Raw genomic sequence first — 14,703 nt, 5'->3', positions numbered from 1 at the left:
CCCTTCCTGGCCGCGCATCACCGGTTCTCTTCATGATGGATCTTCCTCCGACCGGAATGTCACCCTGCGGGCCACCACATCCTTGGCCAGGTCGCGCAGTGGGCGAGCGTGGGCAAAGGCCCGAGCCCTCAGCAAGAGCAGCGCCTCGGTCATCCCGACCGCGGCCTGGACAGTGATCATGCCAGTGGCTTGGTGAATTTCACGATGACCCGCCGCGGCGTCAGCCAGGTGCGGATGCAGTTGCCCCGGAGCGGTCACGTACTGCAGATCGAGGACCAAAGTGGTCGCGGCGGCGGCGAAGTCCAGCGCCAACGCGAGTTCAGAGCCGGCCAGCGACCCCGTCGTATCGCGGTAGAAGTCGAGTACACCCAACCGGATCGCGCCGACCTGCAGCGGGAACGCGAACGCGGCCGCGATACCAGCCTCCAGCGCGCCAGACGCGAACCCCGGCCAACGCGACATCCCTGTCGCGGCGAGATCGGACTGCAGCACAGGCCGCCCATCGCGGAAGGCGTCAATGCACGGACCTTCTCCAAGAGTGTTCTGAAGGTTCTCCATCATTATGGCCGAACCATCGGTCGCGGACACAGTGCCGCCATGCCCGGTCGCCGTCATCAGCGCCAACCCCGCTCCGCTGACCGGCAACGCCTCGACCGATGCCGTGCACAATCGGTCCACGACGCTCGCGCCGGCCTCGCTGCGCGCCGTCAGCACGTCAACGAGGATCTGGTGGACCCGCAACGATGCCACTGCTCCACACCGCCTTCAGCGTCGGTACGCGCGCCTGGATGGGCCGACCGATACAGCTGGATCGCAGCGTCGCGCTCCTATCCTCGCCCCTTATCGGCTTATCCGCACGCGGCCTCGCCGGGTCACGGCGGGAGGGGTGCCGTGCCCGGCCAAGGCGGTCGGTGCCGCTCGCAGCGTCCCCGCCAGACCCGTCATCTGTGGATCCGGCCGTCAGCATCGCGGAGCGGGGACGGAAGGTCGGTGCTGCTGAGTAGTGAGGACGCGACCTCGACGAGCTTGATGTTGTGATCCTGGGAGTAGCGCCGCAGGATGGCGAACGCCCGGTCGGCATCGATGCCGAAACGCTCCATCAGAAGCCCCTGGGCTCTGCCGACCAGCGGGCGAGACTCCATGGCGTGGCGAAGACTCGACTCCTCGCGCCTGGCAGCAAGGGCGATCGAGGCGTGCCGGGCGACCGCGATCGCCATCTCCTGCTCGGGTGTGCCGAACCAGCCAGGCTCCGGCGAGTAGAGCACCAACGCCCCCAATCCGGCACTCCTCGCAGACAACTCCACGCTGAGCATGCTCCGCAGCCCCAGAACAGCGACCTGCTGTCCCCATTGCGGCCAGCGCGCGTCCGTGGTGGTGTCAACAACGCACACCACGGCATCCAGCCCATCCGGCAACCACCGTGGGCCTTCGCCGCACCCACGTTGCAGCTGATCGGCCTCGTCGACCACCGGATCGGATACCGCGGCCAGGCCCCCGTCGATTGTGGCCGCAGTCAGTCCGGCGAACCCACAGGGGACCGCACGGATCGCCAGGTCAAGCACGCCTGTCTCGGCGGCGGCGGGGTCGGCGGCGGAGTGCAACTCCAGTACCGCGTCGGCCAGGGCCAGCATCGCCCCGTGGTGAACCTGGCCACGCGCGTACCGCTGTGCGCTGGTCATCGGCATCGCCGAGCAGCCTGATCGACTGATGAGCGACTGGCAATGCAATCAGAAGGCATACGCCCAGCCCCAACTCAAATCACCCTCGTAAGGAGCCACCGGGTCTGGGGCAGCACGCCAGCGCCGCGACATGCGGCGAGCGCATTTCGAATGTACGCCAACCCCGACCCCAACCGGAACCGTAACCACACAAGATCGGTGGCAGTTCCACCCGACCGGTGGCGAGTTAGGTCGTTTGAGGCTAACATCACGAGAGAAGAGTTCATGGCGTCGCCCCAGACCCCGGTGACCCAGCCGCTGTTCGGCGGAGGGGCATCTGTGACTAGCGAGTGGCGAGAGCCGATCCACGTAGTGCAGCGCGCCGACGCGCGCGGATCGAAGTACACGCCGATACCAATACCCCTGCGGGGGCGATAGGCGTACGCCCTCTCCTAACGGCGTCATGCGCCTGAAACCGGCGTCCCGACGGGCTTGCCCCACACCCCTCCAAGCTGTCGGGGCGCCTCCAGGCCATCCGGTGCCGACTCCGCATCGGTCCGCGACCAGGTGATGGGCGGCGGGGCACCCGATCAACCAAGGCGACCGACCTGGCGTCAGCCGGTGAGTGTGCGGACCGCTCCCCCGGACCCCTCAGCCGAGATGCGAACCGCCGATCTCCCCCGCCTACCATCCACTACACCGTGACCCATCGCCGATGTCTGCACAAGAGCCGGACCGGGTGTCCTTTCTGTTGCCTTGCGCACGCGTCGCTCGCTGACCAGTTCGCCGACCCCAAATCCCTTTCGCAAGGCCATGCTTGAGGTGGCTTGCCACCGCAGCGTCACCGAACTCGAAGCCACGTTCGCCGAAGGGTCAACGAATGGAACGCCGACCCCAAACCCTTCGTCTGGACCAAGACCGCCGACCAGATCCTCGACACCCTCACTCGCCTACTGCCGGCGAATTAAGGTACGGCCACCGTCGGAGTTCGTGCGCATGGCGGCGTCAGTTGGGATGACAAAGGGAGTGTGGCTCGCGCGCGGCGGCGGTGCCGGGCGCGTAGTTCGGCGTCCGCGTGGTCGGCGTACACCAGGGTGGTCTGCAGCTTGCGGTGCCCGAGGCGCTTCTGGATCATGCGCGGGCTGACGCCGTCGTTGGTGAGCTCGGTGGCGCGGGTGTGCCGCAGCTGGGGGAGCTCGAGGTCGGGGGCACCGGCGAGGTAGCGGTACCGAGCCTGCGGTTCTTGCACGGTCGAGTAGGTCAGCGACCGGTCCAGTGTGTCGAGATCGGTCGATCTGTTCCGACGTGACTGCTGCAAGCCGGAAACAAATCTCGGAGAGAATGGGAGCTAAGCGTGGGTAAGGTTTACACACAGGCGTCGGTATCGCTCGACGGATACATCGTGGGTCCGGGTGGGACGGGGTTCGAGCACCTGTTCGCCTGGTGCACGGCGGGTGACGTGGAAACGCCGACGTACCAGGCCGAGCGGCTGACCTATCGGACCAACGCTGCCACAGCGGCCTATCTGCGGGACCTGCTCGATGGTACCGGCGCGGTAGTGATCGGTCGACGCTTGTTCGACGCCACCAATGGATGGAACGGCTCGCATCCACTGGGCAAGCCGGTCTTCGTGGTCACCCACGAGCCGCCGCAGGACTGGGTCGACACGGATACGTCGTTCACGTTCGTCACCGATGTAGTCGAGGCGGCCGTCGCGAAAGCGACGGCTGTGGCTGGCGACAAGCATGTCGGCGTCGGACCAGGGTCGACTGTCGGGCAGGCGATTCGCAGCGGCCTGATCGAGGAACTCCGCGTCGACCTCGTTCCTCTGACCTTGGGCGATGGCGTCCGGATGCTCGACGGACTCACCGACGCCCCTCGCACGTTTGGCACCCCGCAGGTGATCGAAGGTATCGGAGTCACCCACCTGACTTACCAGCTCTCCTGACATCACCCGACCGACCGTTTCGCGACAGATTGGCTTTTCTGATGACAGACAACCCCACGCCCAGGGTCCGCCCTGGATCGTTCCTGCTGGAACTCGTGCTCGTCCCGGTCAGTGACATCGACCGGGCCAAGGCGTTCTACACCGACCAGGCCGGTTTCACCGCCGACGTCGACGTCAGCCCAACTGAGGGAGTCCGCATCGTTCAGCTCACCCCGCCAGGCTCGTACTGCTCGATCACGCTGAGCACGGGTCTGCCACAGGCGGACATGCCAGCGGGTTCCATGCGTGGCCTCCACCTTGTCGTCGCCGACATCGAGGCCGCCCGCGCAGGGCTGATCGATCGCGGGGTCGACGTCGCCCCGATCGAGGACTCAGGCGGCGTCCTCTACGCATGGTTCGCCGACCCCGACGGCAACACCTGGACCTTGCAGCACATGCCCTGGCGCAAATAGCAAGGAGGCCGCCTAAGCAGGCGCGACCACCTGGTGCCGAAGACGCCCCCGACTGACAACTCGAGGTCACTGCCAGGCCCTGCTTGACTTGTTCAGTGAATGTGGCCGTCGTCCTTGCGCTGGTAGTGCACCTGCCCGAGCCTGTTAACCGCGACGTCCGGATCTGCCGCGTTCGGCGCCTGCCAGGGCGGGCGCGTAGATCCCTCCTGCTGCAATGCTTTGTTCATGGCGAGTTGGGGCGGAGTCTGGAACGGCTGGCGCGCTGCGGGACATGCACTCTTCTACGCGACCATGGGGGGTGTCTGTGTAGCGTTCATCGTGATGGGCGTCATTGCCGTCGCTGGTCGTGACCGGCCGGTGTACTGGGGAACGTTCACGGAGGCGTCCACTACCTGCTCCGGCCCACGAGGGTCATGCACCAACTCGGGTCGGTGGGTGAGCGACGACGAGACGATCGTGAAGGACGGCGTCACGCTTGATGGTTTCGTCGAACGAGGGCGCTCCGTGCGAGCGAGTTACCAACCGGGCGGTCCGATGGGAGACGACGAGAACGACATCGTGCACACCGGGTCTTGGTCGAAGGCTGGTCTCTGGTTTCCTTGGGTTGCTGCGACAGTGAGCGCGGCTGCGATCTGGTGCCAGCACCGACGGTGGCACCGCGACGTCCCGGATCGTCAATACCAGGGGCGTCACTCCGAAGCAGATACCGATGGTTGACGCCGACGCTCGTATCGTGCGCAGGAGAGCCCAGGCGAACGACCGCATCTGCCGCAGATCGCAGCGCGCCCGCGTGCCGAGTTGCGGTCCTGAGCTTCGGTGGCTTGCGTATCAGTCAGGGCGTGCTGGTTGTGCGCGCGAGGACAAGCCGGCACCGCGGGCTGCCGTCGTCGCGTCGGCCCAGAGCCGCCAAGGGGACCGTCGTCACGATGAATCCGGCTGCTGTCAGGTCCTTGCGGACCGCGTGCAGCGGGCATGTGCGGTAGTACATCACGAAGCGGGGACGCCACACGGCATTGCGGACTCGCATCGCCAGATCGAATCCGAGCAGCGCCCAGTACCAGCCCGAGGTGATGGGTGGCGGCGCGCCGATCGGGAAGGCGAAGAGCCCGCCGGGCCGTAGCGCGCGGTATACCCCGGCGAACAGTGCGGGCCGTTCGGCGGGCAGGAGGTGCCCGAGCGCTCCGAAGCTGACCGCCAGGTCGAAGGCTTCGGCGAAGGGCAGGGCCCGGACGTCGGCTCGTACCCAGTCGGCGTCCGGGTGCGCGTTGCGCGCCTGCGTGAGCATGCCAGTGCTGAAGTCGACGCCCGTGATCCGTTCTTGGCACAGGGGTTGCAGGACCCGCATGCCCGCACCGGTGCCGCAGCACACGTCCAGTCCCCGGCCGAACGGCCCGAGCGGACGCAGCGCGTCAGCGGCCGCGTCAAGAATGCTCTCGGGGGTGCGAAAAGGCGTGTGGTCGAACGTCGGAGCGAGCAGGTCGTAGCCGTGCTCGACCGAGGACAGCGCCTGGATCGCCAGATCACGCAGAGACGGGCCCTGAGGCGAGAACACCGGCCAAGGGTACTTCTCGGATGCCAGACGGGCTGTCAGCTCCAGGATCGCGCAGCGCAGCGCGTGTCAGCCGCAATCGACAACACTTCTCCTCCAAGGATGCGCCCTGGCGGCCGCCGGCTCGGACCGGCCGCTGCTGCTGTTGGCAGCAGGAACACGACCGCGGAAGGGGACGCCATCTGGTCGCCGTGCTGCTTCCACAAGCGGGCACCCATCCTCAACATGCAGAACGTCGGAAGACTCATCCTCTTCTGCCGCATTCCGCGCGCTCATGCCGATGAGCGGAAGTTCGCGCCGACGCGGCGCCTCTACGCCATGAACGCGAGTAGAGGGCCCCCGCCGCAACGGCGTAGCAGATCGTCCACACAGCCGCGCTGATCGTGTACTTGGGCGACCGCCGGCCTGCGCTGAACCCGTCAACGACCCCCAACGAAGAAGGAACATGCTGCCCGGAACAGCCGTCAACAGCGCACTCAAGACAGCCACCGGCACGGCCTGGACCCGAAGGTTGACCGGCAATAACGCGCAGCCCGTGAGCACCGTGATCGGGAGCCAGACACCAAACAGGAATTGACGCTTCGGCTCGTCGATGGGGGCAGACGGCCCGCCCTCCCGCGCCGCTGACCGAAGTCGAGGGAAGACCAACGAGTCCAAACGCACGGGAACCGTCATCCCCGCTCCTCGCATGCCGTCCAGTTCAGACTTCCTGACATACACGTTCCGATCACGACCATACGGACATGCCGCGGATGAGCGGTTACACGATGGGTCTTAGGCGGGGGTACTTGGTGGTCTCCAGGTCCTGGGCGCAGCGGTCGCACAGCGTCAGCCATTCGGGTCGATCTGCTCGGAGTGAGCCAGGTCTGCCGCACCACTCGCACACGACTTCAGACGCCTGGCCATAGCTGTCCGTGATCTCGTGCACCCGAGCCAGTTCCTCGGCCGTCATTTCCCCGGCCCTCGGCCGTGCCTGGAACGCGAGCACGCCCCACTCCTGCTTGATTGCGTAGAACCGGTAGTCGGGGAACGCAGCGGCGAGGTCGTCGTGGCAGTCACCGACCAGCGCCCTCCAACCCTCGCCGCACCAAACGACCTCAAAGTCTGAGCTCAGGGAGTGAGGCCGAAGTCGGTCCAGCAACTCTCGGCTGTTCGCCGGATCAAGCACCCACATGCGGCGACGCCGTCTCATGGTCGCAGTTGGTCACCTAGACAGCATGACGATCGATGGCCGGGAGCGCACGCACATGCCGCGATCCGCGCGCTCGACTGTCGCAGATCACCTGGCGGACGAGTGTCGCGCATCAGTCGACGGAGGACACCATGGCTTCTGGCCTCTCTGCCGGAATGCCCTCTTGAGAATCAAGGCGCGCCTTCGGCACGCGGCGCAGCGTGCGCATGCGGCCTCCGGCCGTTCACCGCCGCGCCCCGCCCTCGGTGTCTTCAGCAGAGCCAAGAGCAATCGCCTCCGGCGGGCCCAAATCGCCGCGACACTTTTCTTGCGTGAGTCCACGGTCAAGTCGTATGTCAGACCTCCTTAGCAAACTCGGATTACGCGACCGGCCCGGCGGTCACATCAACACCGCCGGATAGCAGGTTCTTTGGGTACTCGCCGATGTTCATGCGGATATCGACCTGCAGTTTGCCTACCTGGGTGCAGTTGGAGGGGCCGCAGTAGAGGTAGGTCGGAGTGTCCCGCAACGTGTGGATGTAGCCGCTGACGGTGCCGGAGCCAGCCGAGTCAACCAGGCTGGGCTGCACGAATGACCGGTCCTTGAGCATCTGCTCCAGATTGGTCTGTGCGGCGTCGTGGTGGCTTTGCTTGCGCGAGGCCACGAACTGCCGGGCCCTGGCATCTTCGCCGCGCTTGACGGCTTGGGAGACGGCGGCCTCGAGCGGCGAAGTGTTGCCTGACACCACCGCAGTCAGGCAGTTGCCGGTCTGGAAATCGGAGGCGGTGCAGCCGGCGAACGATGGTGTAGCGGCCTGGGCATAGCCCGGCACGACACTGGCCATCAGGGCGGCCGAGACGAGGACGGTAAGGCGTTTACGCATGACTTCCTCACGTCCTAGTGTCGTGAGTCGTTAATTCGCATGCAGTAGGCGGCGAGGGTGTCGAGGATCTGGTCGGCGGTCTCGGTCCAGACGAGGGGTTTCGGGTCGGCGTTCCAGTGGTTGATCCAGGCTCGGATGTCGGCTTCGAGGTCGGTGATGCTGCGATGGGCTGAGCGGCGGAGTTTGCGGTTGGTGAGTTCTGCGAACCAGCGTTCGACGAGGTTCAGCCACGAGCTGCTGGTCGGGGTGAAGTGCAGGTGGAAGCGGGGATGTTTGATCAGCCATGCCTTGATCTGCGGGGTCTTGTGGGTGGCGTAGTTGTCCAGGATCAGATGCAGATCCAGGTCCTTGGGCACCGCGGCGTCGATCAGTTTCAGGAACCGCAGGAACTCCTGGTGGCGGCGGTAGTGCTGGGCGATCACTGATCCACTGGAGATGTCGAACGCGGCGAACAGGCTGGTGGTGCCGTGACGCATGTAGTCGTGCGACATCCGCGCCGGCGTGGTGGGCAGCATCGGCAGGATCGGGGCAGACCTTGTCCAGCGCCTGGATGTTGCTCTTCGCATCGACCGCCAGGACGAGCGCGTTCTCGGGCGGGGCCATGTACAGGCCGACAACGTCTCGGACCTTGTCGACAAACTGCGGATCCGTGGACAGCTTCCACGACTGCACTGCATGGGGTTTCAGCCCGAACGCCCGCCAGATCCGCGACACTGCCGACTGTGTCAGGCCGGTCTGGGCGGCCATTGAACGAGTCGACCAGTGCGTGTCGCCGCCTGCCGGCTTCTCCTCGAGGGTCTTGGTGATCAGCGCCTCGATCCTCGCATCATCGATGACCCGTGGCCGGCCCGGACGCGGCTCGTCGGACAAACCCTCGAGCCGGGCACGCAAGAACCGCGACCGCCACTTCGAGACCGTCGGGCGAGACACACCCCGAGATCCCCGGCGACCTCACCGATCGTGCCACCCTCCGCGCACCGCAACACGATCCGAGACCGCAACGCCAACGCCTGCGAGGCCTCACGCCGCCCAGACCACCCCGCCAGCACGTCACGTTCCTCATCAGACAACACCAACGGCGGGACCCTCGGACTCGGCATCCACCAAGTCCACAGACTAGAAACGAATTAACGCCTCAGGACACTAGTGCTCCGAGCCTTCTTCAGCCGCTGTTCTTGGTCCGGCGTAGCCGATCGCCGCGAGGTGCTGCTCAAGCAATTCGTAGAGTGCCTCACCTTGGCGAGCGATCAGGTGGCGGGGAGATCCGTCTGCTCGCTTCGCTCGGTAGTGGATCTTTCCGACCTCGCCAGCGTGTCGCCACGCAACTTCGATGATCGGCTGCGGGAGTTTGGGCATGTTCCATTCTGGCAGATTTCACCGTCGGCCATGCCTCGCCCACGTCGACCGGACTGCGCGATCGCGAGGTCGCGGCGTTCGGGGCCTGCTTCGCGGCTCCGCGCTGGCACCGCCAACACATGTACACCTGGTTCAGCAGCCGGACGCGTGCTTCCTCGGCCAGCTTCTCGGCGTCGGCGCCAGCAGGGATGACCTCGATCAGGTCATGGCGGCGCTTCGAAACCGGGTCGATTCCGGCATACACGCGCACTCTGATGGCGCCGCTCGGCAGTACGTCGATGCCGCCGCGCTCGCGCTTCTTGCGACCGTTCGCCTTGGCCAAGCGGCCGATTCTAGGCTCTCTTGCGTCACGAACCGTGTCATGACGCGAGTTCGAAAAGGCTGTCGAGCCCTCTTAGAAAAAGGTGGCCTCTGATCTGTTTCTGCAGGTCAGAGGCCACTTTTAGAAAGTAGGCCCCGTCGGACTCGAACCGACAACCCGCGGATTAAAAGTCCGCTGCTCTGCCAATTGAGCTAGAGGCCCGGGCTCGGGGGGTTAAGCCGAGGGGGACAGTCTGTCAGGTTTGGGGGTTGTTTCGCTCGTTGGGTGCCGGGGGCGCCACCGGAGCGAAGTAGCGGGGTTGCGCGAGGCGGTGGCGGCTGGGGCCGCGGGGCGGACGACGTAGGTCTTGGGGAAGGATTGGCCAAGGTCGAATAGGGCACCGGACGAGAAGGAGGGCCGGTCGCTCGAGAGGTTTGGTCCGTCCAGGTCCCGGCGTTCAGTCAGGTGCGCCGGGATCGCTCTATCGTGGCCGAGCGCCAAGTCCCTCAGGCCGGCTGTGGGGCCGGATTGCTCATGTATGGTTCATCCCGGTTGGGAAGTCAGCCGGCGGTGTTGCGTGCCGCCCGTGAGCGATTTCCTGACCTCTGAGGACCTTTCCCGGTGAGAAGAATCCCCCTGCCCGGTTCGGCTCTGGCCGCGTGAACGACGAGTTCGCCCAGGACCTGGCCCGGATGGCGCTGGTCCTGCACGAGCAACCGGATGTCGAGCAGACTGCCGAGCGGTTCCTCGAGTATGTGCTGGGCTCGATCGGCGCGAGCCACGGCAGCGTCGTACTGGTTCATCGGGGCGGTCGGCTGGAGTCTGCGGCGTCGACCGATGCGCTGGTCGAGGAGGCCGACCGGCTGCAGATCGAGTTCGGCGAGGGGCCGACGTACGACGCGCTCCAGGAGGAGACCAGCGTGGTGGTGGCCGACGCTGCGGACGATTCCAGGTGGCCGACGTGGTCGGGCAAGATGGCGTCGGTCGCGTTGCGGAGCGTGCTGAGTGTCCGGTTGCGGACGCCCACGACGACGGTCGGGGCGCTGAACCTGTTCGATCCCGCCGTGGACAGCTTTGGCAGCCGGGACAACGCGATCGCGCAGGTGTACGCCGATCATGCCGCGGTCGCGGTCGCGAACGCCCGGAGCGAGTCGACGCTGTGGCAGGCGATCGAGGCGCGCAAGTTGATCGGTCAGGCGCAGGGGATCCTGATGGAGCGGTTCGACCTGAGCGACGACCAGGCTTTCGCAGTACTACGGCGCTACTCGCAGGACAACAACGTCAAGCTGCGCGATGTCGCCCAGCGGCTGATCCAGACCAGGAAACTTTCATGATGTTGTAACGCCGGGCGGGTTACCACCGATACACCGTGTGTAACGCCACTGAGGATCCTGTCCCAGGTCAACCGCCCGAAGGGCCTGGGACGGGGTTCTCGTCTGTCGCCTGAGGCGCCCCGACTCGAGCGTTACGTGCGAAGGCCCCCGGAACGATCCCGGGGGCCTTCGCGCGCTTCCTCCTCCTACGACGCCTCCTACGACGCTTCCTACGACGCTCGTTCAGTCGGTCGCTGCGACTCCGGCAGCGCGATCCGGTCCGCCGGCAGGCGTTCCGTCCGCTCGACACCGTCGTCGCCCTCGTACTGCACCGTGCCGGTCCATCCCGTCTCCTCGTGCTCGCGGCCGATCAGCCAGCCGCGGTACCAGCGGCCGTCCACCAGGACGACCACATGGCTGGGCAAGGAGAGACGGGACACCAGCTCGGTGTCGGGCTCGAAACCAGTCATGGCCGAAGACTAGGCCGAATCGGGGCCGATTGCTCGTGGGCAGCGTGTTCTCTGGCGGGGATCTCACGACCTGGAGAGAAGTTCTCGCACCACACTGGTAGGCAAGCCCAAAGTCTGTACGGAGCCCGTCACTTTGAGTGCCCGGCCGCCGACGATGCGGCTCACCCAGCCTTGTTTCAAAGCGTGTTCGCACAAGGCGGCAGCGACCGCGCCGGCCAGATGAGGGCGCCGTTCGGTCACGTCGAGGCAGGAGCGGACCGCCGGGCGGCCGCGCCGCGGTTCGACCACGATGCCGAGATTTTCCAACCACCGCTGGCCTTCCGCCGTCAACGCGACGCCTTCCGTCCAGTCGAGCAGCCCGCGCTCGGTCATAGCGTCCGGCAACGCGACCCCCAGCTTCCCGGCGAAGTGGTCGTAGCACGTACGCGCTCTGGCGAACGCATCCCGCTTGCTCGCCGCGGAGAGACTGTTGGCGACCTCCGTACGCCGAGGCGCCACCGCGGCGAGTCCCTCCAGCAGTTCAGCGGTTTCCGGGCCCGCCAATTTCACGTAGCGATGGCGGCCCTGCCGAACTTCGGTGAGCAGTCCACCATCGACGAGCAGGTTCAGGTGTTCAGAGATCGTCGGACGCGAAACGCCGGCCAGCTGCGCGAGCTCCGTCGCGGTCCAGGCTCGTCCGTCGAGCAGCGCCAGGCACACCGTCGCGCGCGTGCCGTCCGCCAGCATCCGTGCCCAGGCGGCGAGGTCCTGCCCTTCCAGAGAAGTGGTCACCAGACCATCCTGCCCCGCCGACAGTCGGCGCCCACCGAAGCGACCAGCTCCTAGCGTCGGAATCATGACGCACCTGACCATCGAACCGTCCATCCTGTACGTCGGGACGCCGGTCGAGCTGTTGTCCACGGAGAACAGTGACGGCACCTTCAACCTCGCGGCGATGTCGTCCGCCTGGGCGCTGGGTGAGGTCGTCGTCCTCGGGCTCGGCGACAACGGCCAGACGGCCGAGAACCTCCGGCACCGACCGGAGCTGGTGATCAACTTCCCTGCTCCGGACCTGTGGGAGAACGTCGAACGGATCGCCGGATTCACCGGGCGTGATCCGGTTCCCGCAGCCAAACAGGACCGGTTCCGCTACGAACCGGCGAAGTTCGAGGCTGCGGGGTTGACCCCGATCCAGTCGGAGCTGGTCCGGCCGCCTCGGGTGGCCGAGTGCCCCTTGCAGTTCGAGGCAGGCTGTGTTCGAGGTCAAGCTGTACCGCTCCCGCAGGTCAGGTCTGCCGACAATGCACTGGTGCGACGGGAAGTACTAGGCAAGGATGGTGGCCCCGCCAGCTGGAGGAATCCCTTGAGTAAGCTCTCCCACCCGAAGCCCGAAGGTGTTGCCCCAGGCAACGGTTATAGCCATGTCGTGACCGGCCCCGGACGCTGGGTGGCGATCGCCGGGCAGGTGTCACTCGATGCCGACGGCGAACTGGTCGGGGAAGGTGATCCGGAAGCCCAGGCCAAGCAGGTCTTCGCCAATCTCGGGCGCTGTCTCGCGGCCGCGGGGGCGACCTTCGCGGACGTGGTGAAGCTCAACTTCTACGTCACCGACATCGCCTTCCTGCCGGCCGTGCGAACCGCCCGCGACAAGCACATCGACACGACGAACCCGCCTGCCAGCACCGCAGTACAGGTGGTTTCGCTGTTTCGCCCCGAGGCCCTGATCGAGATCGAGGCGTATGCGGTGGCCGCGGACTAACGCAGCAGGTCGACGGCTATCCGGGCGGCCTCGCCGATGGCGGCGTCGACCCGGGGGAGCCGTCGGTCTCCGCGCGCGGCGAGGGTGAAGACGGCGATGGCGTAGGCGTCACCGCCGGGCAGGGTCACCACGCCGACCTCGTGCCGGAGCGCTCCGAACGTCCCCGTCTTGCCCGCGACCCGTACACCGTCATAGGGGAATCCCGCCGCCAGCCGATGTGCGAAAACCTGCTGCTCCATCGTGGTCATGACGAAGCGCGTCTGGTCTTGCGAGAGGAGTTGCCCGGTCCACAGCAGACGCAACAACCGCGTTAGGTCCCTCGCCGTGCTTGCCGAGGCGTTGGCCGCTTCATAAACCCCGGCCGGATCTGTCCGGTCGTTGTCGGCCAGTACTGCGAACGCCGCGTCCGGGTCGCTCGCCCCCGTACGGCGCTGCAGGTCCCGCAGATTGCCGGCTGATCCACGTCGTACGCGGGTGTGGTCCAACCCGAAGTTCCGCAGGAGTATCGCCAGCCGATCGAGCCCGACCTTGTCGAGCAGCGCGTCCGCGGCGGCGTTGTCGGACACGGTCATCATCGAGACGGCGAGATCGCGCAACGACATCGTGACAGGGTCAGCCAGGATCGACAGGCCGGTCGGACCCGGAGTCCTTGCCTCTGGCAACAGGGTGAGCTGCTCGCGCGGATCCAGTTCGCCTTGATCCACGAGCCGGCAAAATCCCGCGAGCAGGGGCAACTTGTAGACCGATGCCAGTGGTACTACGGCATCGGCGTCCACCTCGACGCTCTCGTCCGGCCGATCCAGTGACGTCGCCTGCAGCCAACCCCGCGTGCCGGCGTCGTCGAACACCGCGCGGATCCGGGCGCTCATGCCGCCACCAGGGGGATCATGACGCCGCCAGGGCTTGGCTGATCTGCGGGATGACCTCGGCCGGTAGAGCGGACGGCGTACGGGGGTGAGGCCAGACCAGGCGCAACCTGACAGGTAGGGGATCGTCAACCAAACGGTGGCGGCCGACTCCTGCTGCTGCCAGGGAAGGGTCCGGCGTCAACGCGATCGCTTGGCCGGCTGCAGCCATCGCTAGCCCGGCACGCTCGTCCGTGACCACCACGGTGCCGCCACGGGGGCGATGCAGGGCAAGCGTGTCCAGGAACAAGTCACGTGCGGCCGGAGCTTCAGCGCGCGGCCGGACTGCCACCGGCAGACCGTCGAGCTTGCGGAGCGGCAGTGGCTCGCCGTCGTCGGGGAAGAGAGTAGTAGGCACTAGCGCCCAGGTTGGCAGGAGTGTGACCGGACCAGCTTGCAGCCCGTCCAGCACAGTTGGATGCAGTACCACGGCCAGTCCCAGCCGCCCAGCTGATATCGCACTCACCAGCGAGCTGGTCGGCGCGGTCACCACGGAGACCCGGCTCATCCATTCGCTGCAGGCGGCCGCCACCGCTGCGCCGACTGATGCAGGCACCTCCGGAGCCAGACCAAGTCGCAGCTCCGGGCCGTCAGGATCCCGGGCGCTGGCGGCATGGTGGAAGTCGTCCAGCGAGCTGAGCGCACGTCGTGCGTACGGGAGCAGGGCAGCGCCGGCCGGAGTGAGCTCGACCCGGCCAGGACCTCGTTCGAAGAGCTTGGCGCCGACCAGTGCCTCCAGACGGCGGAGGCCCTGCGACAGCGGCGGCTGGGTGATTCCGACGACGCGGGCTGCGTCGCCGAAGTGCTGCTCGTCGGCGAGCGCCACAAAGATCTGGAGATGCCGCTCAGTCAGCATGACCCAGCTGACCTGCGTCGATATCACCAGCAGATCGGTTCATGTGTAAGAGCATATTCGACATGGCCGGATCGCCTCGCCTTGACTGAGGACCATGCGCCG

15 protein-coding genes, 1 tRNA gene and 1 pseudogene are annotated in these 14,703 nt (G+C 66.4%); 5 read left to right on the top strand and 12 right to left on the bottom strand.

Translation table 11 applies throughout. From position 1 onward, the window contains the following. Window positions 1-30: 30 nt before the first annotated feature. From ABD210_RS16450 to ABD210_RS16440, 3 genes are all read right to left on the bottom strand, one after another. Window positions 31-750 carry a GAF and ANTAR domain-containing protein gene (locus ABD210_RS16450; RefSeq protein ID WP_344112368.1) on the bottom strand — a complete coding sequence of 240 codons (720 nt, stop codon included), beginning with the start codon at window positions 748-750 and terminating at the stop codon, window positions 31-33. A 191-nt stretch (window positions 751-941) separates the two neighbouring features. Beyond that, window positions 942-1,685, bottom strand: coding sequence for an ANTAR domain-containing protein (locus ABD210_RS16445; RefSeq protein WP_344112367.1), 744 nt, complete (start codon window positions 1,683-1,685; stop codon window positions 942-944). Window positions 1,686-2,622: 937 nt separating this feature from the next. Further along, window positions 2,623-2,976 (bottom strand): tyrosine-type recombinase/integrase, encoded by a 354-nt coding sequence (locus tag ABD210_RS16440; protein ID WP_344112366.1) that lies wholly within the window; start codon window positions 2,974-2,976, stop codon window positions 2,623-2,625. A gap of 36 nt (window positions 2,977-3,012) precedes the next feature. On the opposite strand from ABD210_RS16440, the gene ABD210_RS16435 reads away from it, so the two are divergent. From ABD210_RS16435 to ABD210_RS16425, 3 genes are all read left to right on the top strand, one after another. Beyond that, on the top strand, window positions 3,013-3,606 hold the full coding sequence (locus tag ABD210_RS16435; RefSeq protein ID WP_344112365.1) for a dihydrofolate reductase family protein: 594 nt from the start codon (window positions 3,013-3,015) through the stop codon (window positions 3,604-3,606). Window positions 3,607-3,647: 41 nt separating this feature from the next. Then, window positions 3,648-4,058, top strand: a complete 411-nt coding sequence (locus ABD210_RS16430; RefSeq protein WP_344112364.1) for a VOC family protein — start codon at window positions 3,648-3,650, stop codon at window positions 4,056-4,058. 435 nt (window positions 4,059-4,493) lie between these two features. Beyond that, a complete protein-coding gene (locus ABD210_RS16425; protein WP_344112362.1) occupies window positions 4,494-4,775 on the top strand; it encodes a hypothetical protein in 282 nt (93 codons plus the stop codon). Window positions 4,776-4,890: 115 nt separating this feature from the next. Here the strand turns inward: ABD210_RS16425 and ABD210_RS16420 are convergent, their stop codons facing one another. From ABD210_RS16420 to ABD210_RS16400, 5 genes and pseudogenes are all read right to left on the bottom strand, one after another. After that, complete coding sequence (locus ABD210_RS16420) at window positions 4,891-5,610, bottom strand: class I SAM-dependent DNA methyltransferase (protein WP_344112360.1); 720 nt, start codon at window positions 5,608-5,610, stop codon at window positions 4,891-4,893. Between the two features lie 1,548 nt (window positions 5,611-7,158). Further along, entirely contained in the window at window positions 7,159-7,662 is a 504-nt protein-coding gene (locus tag ABD210_RS16415; RefSeq protein ID WP_344112358.1) for a hypothetical protein, read from the bottom strand. 14 nt (window positions 7,663-7,676) lie between these two features. After that, window positions 7,677-8,762 (bottom strand): annotated as a pseudogene (locus tag ABD210_RS16410) (IS630 family transposase). Window positions 8,763-8,893: 131 nt separating this feature from the next. Beyond that, on the bottom strand, window positions 8,894-9,340 hold the full coding sequence (locus ABD210_RS16405) for a hypothetical protein (protein WP_344112357.1): 447 nt from the start codon (window positions 9,338-9,340) through the stop codon (window positions 8,894-8,896). Between the two features lie 128 nt (window positions 9,341-9,468). Next, window positions 9,469-9,541, bottom strand: a tRNA-Lys gene (locus ABD210_RS16400). 437 nt (window positions 9,542-9,978) lie between these two features. Between ABD210_RS16400 and ABD210_RS16395 the strand changes: the two genes are divergently transcribed. Then, window positions 9,979-10,653 (top strand): ANTAR domain-containing protein, encoded by a 675-nt coding sequence (locus ABD210_RS16395; protein ID WP_344112356.1) that lies wholly within the window; start codon window positions 9,979-9,981, stop codon window positions 10,651-10,653. 209 nt (window positions 10,654-10,862) lie between these two features. On the opposite strand, the gene ABD210_RS16390 is transcribed toward ABD210_RS16395, so the two are convergent. Together ABD210_RS16390 and ABD210_RS16385 are read right to left on the bottom strand one after the other, a co-directional pair. Continuing rightward, window positions 10,863-11,102, bottom strand: a complete 240-nt coding sequence (locus ABD210_RS16390; protein ID WP_344112355.1) for a hypothetical protein — start codon at window positions 11,100-11,102, stop codon at window positions 10,863-10,865. A 63-nt stretch (window positions 11,103-11,165) separates the two neighbouring features. Then, a complete protein-coding gene (locus ABD210_RS16385) occupies window positions 11,166-11,873 on the bottom strand; it encodes an ArsR/SmtB family transcription factor (protein ID WP_344112354.1) in 708 nt (235 codons plus the stop codon). 64 nt (window positions 11,874-11,937) lie between these two features. Here ABD210_RS16385 and ABD210_RS16380 point away from each other — a divergent pair, with 64 nt between their 5' ends. Beyond that, window positions 11,938-12,840, top strand: a complete 903-nt coding sequence (locus ABD210_RS16380) for a Rid family hydrolase (RefSeq protein WP_344112353.1) — start codon at window positions 11,938-11,940, stop codon at window positions 12,838-12,840. Here ABD210_RS16380 and ABD210_RS16375 read toward each other — a convergent pair. Together ABD210_RS16375 and ABD210_RS16370 are read right to left on the bottom strand one after the other, a co-directional pair. After that, window positions 12,837-13,709, bottom strand: a complete 873-nt coding sequence (locus ABD210_RS16375; protein ID WP_344112352.1) for a serine hydrolase — start codon at window positions 13,707-13,709, stop codon at window positions 12,837-12,839. The two genes, ABD210_RS16380 and ABD210_RS16375, sit on opposite strands and share 4 nt — an antisense overlap. A gap of 16 nt (window positions 13,710-13,725) precedes the next feature. Continuing rightward, on the bottom strand, window positions 13,726-14,601 hold the full coding sequence (locus ABD210_RS16370) for a LysR family transcriptional regulator (protein ID WP_344112351.1): 876 nt from the start codon (window positions 14,599-14,601) through the stop codon (window positions 13,726-13,728). Window positions 14,602-14,703 lie beyond the last annotated feature (102 nt).

This window comes from Kribbella alba (assembly GCF_039529635.1).
Lineage (GTDB): Bacteria > Actinomycetota > Actinomycetes > Propionibacteriales > Kribbellaceae > Kribbella > Kribbella alba.
Note: the sequence above shows the minus strand (reverse complement) of the source record. Positions and strands in the feature narration are given on the sequence as shown.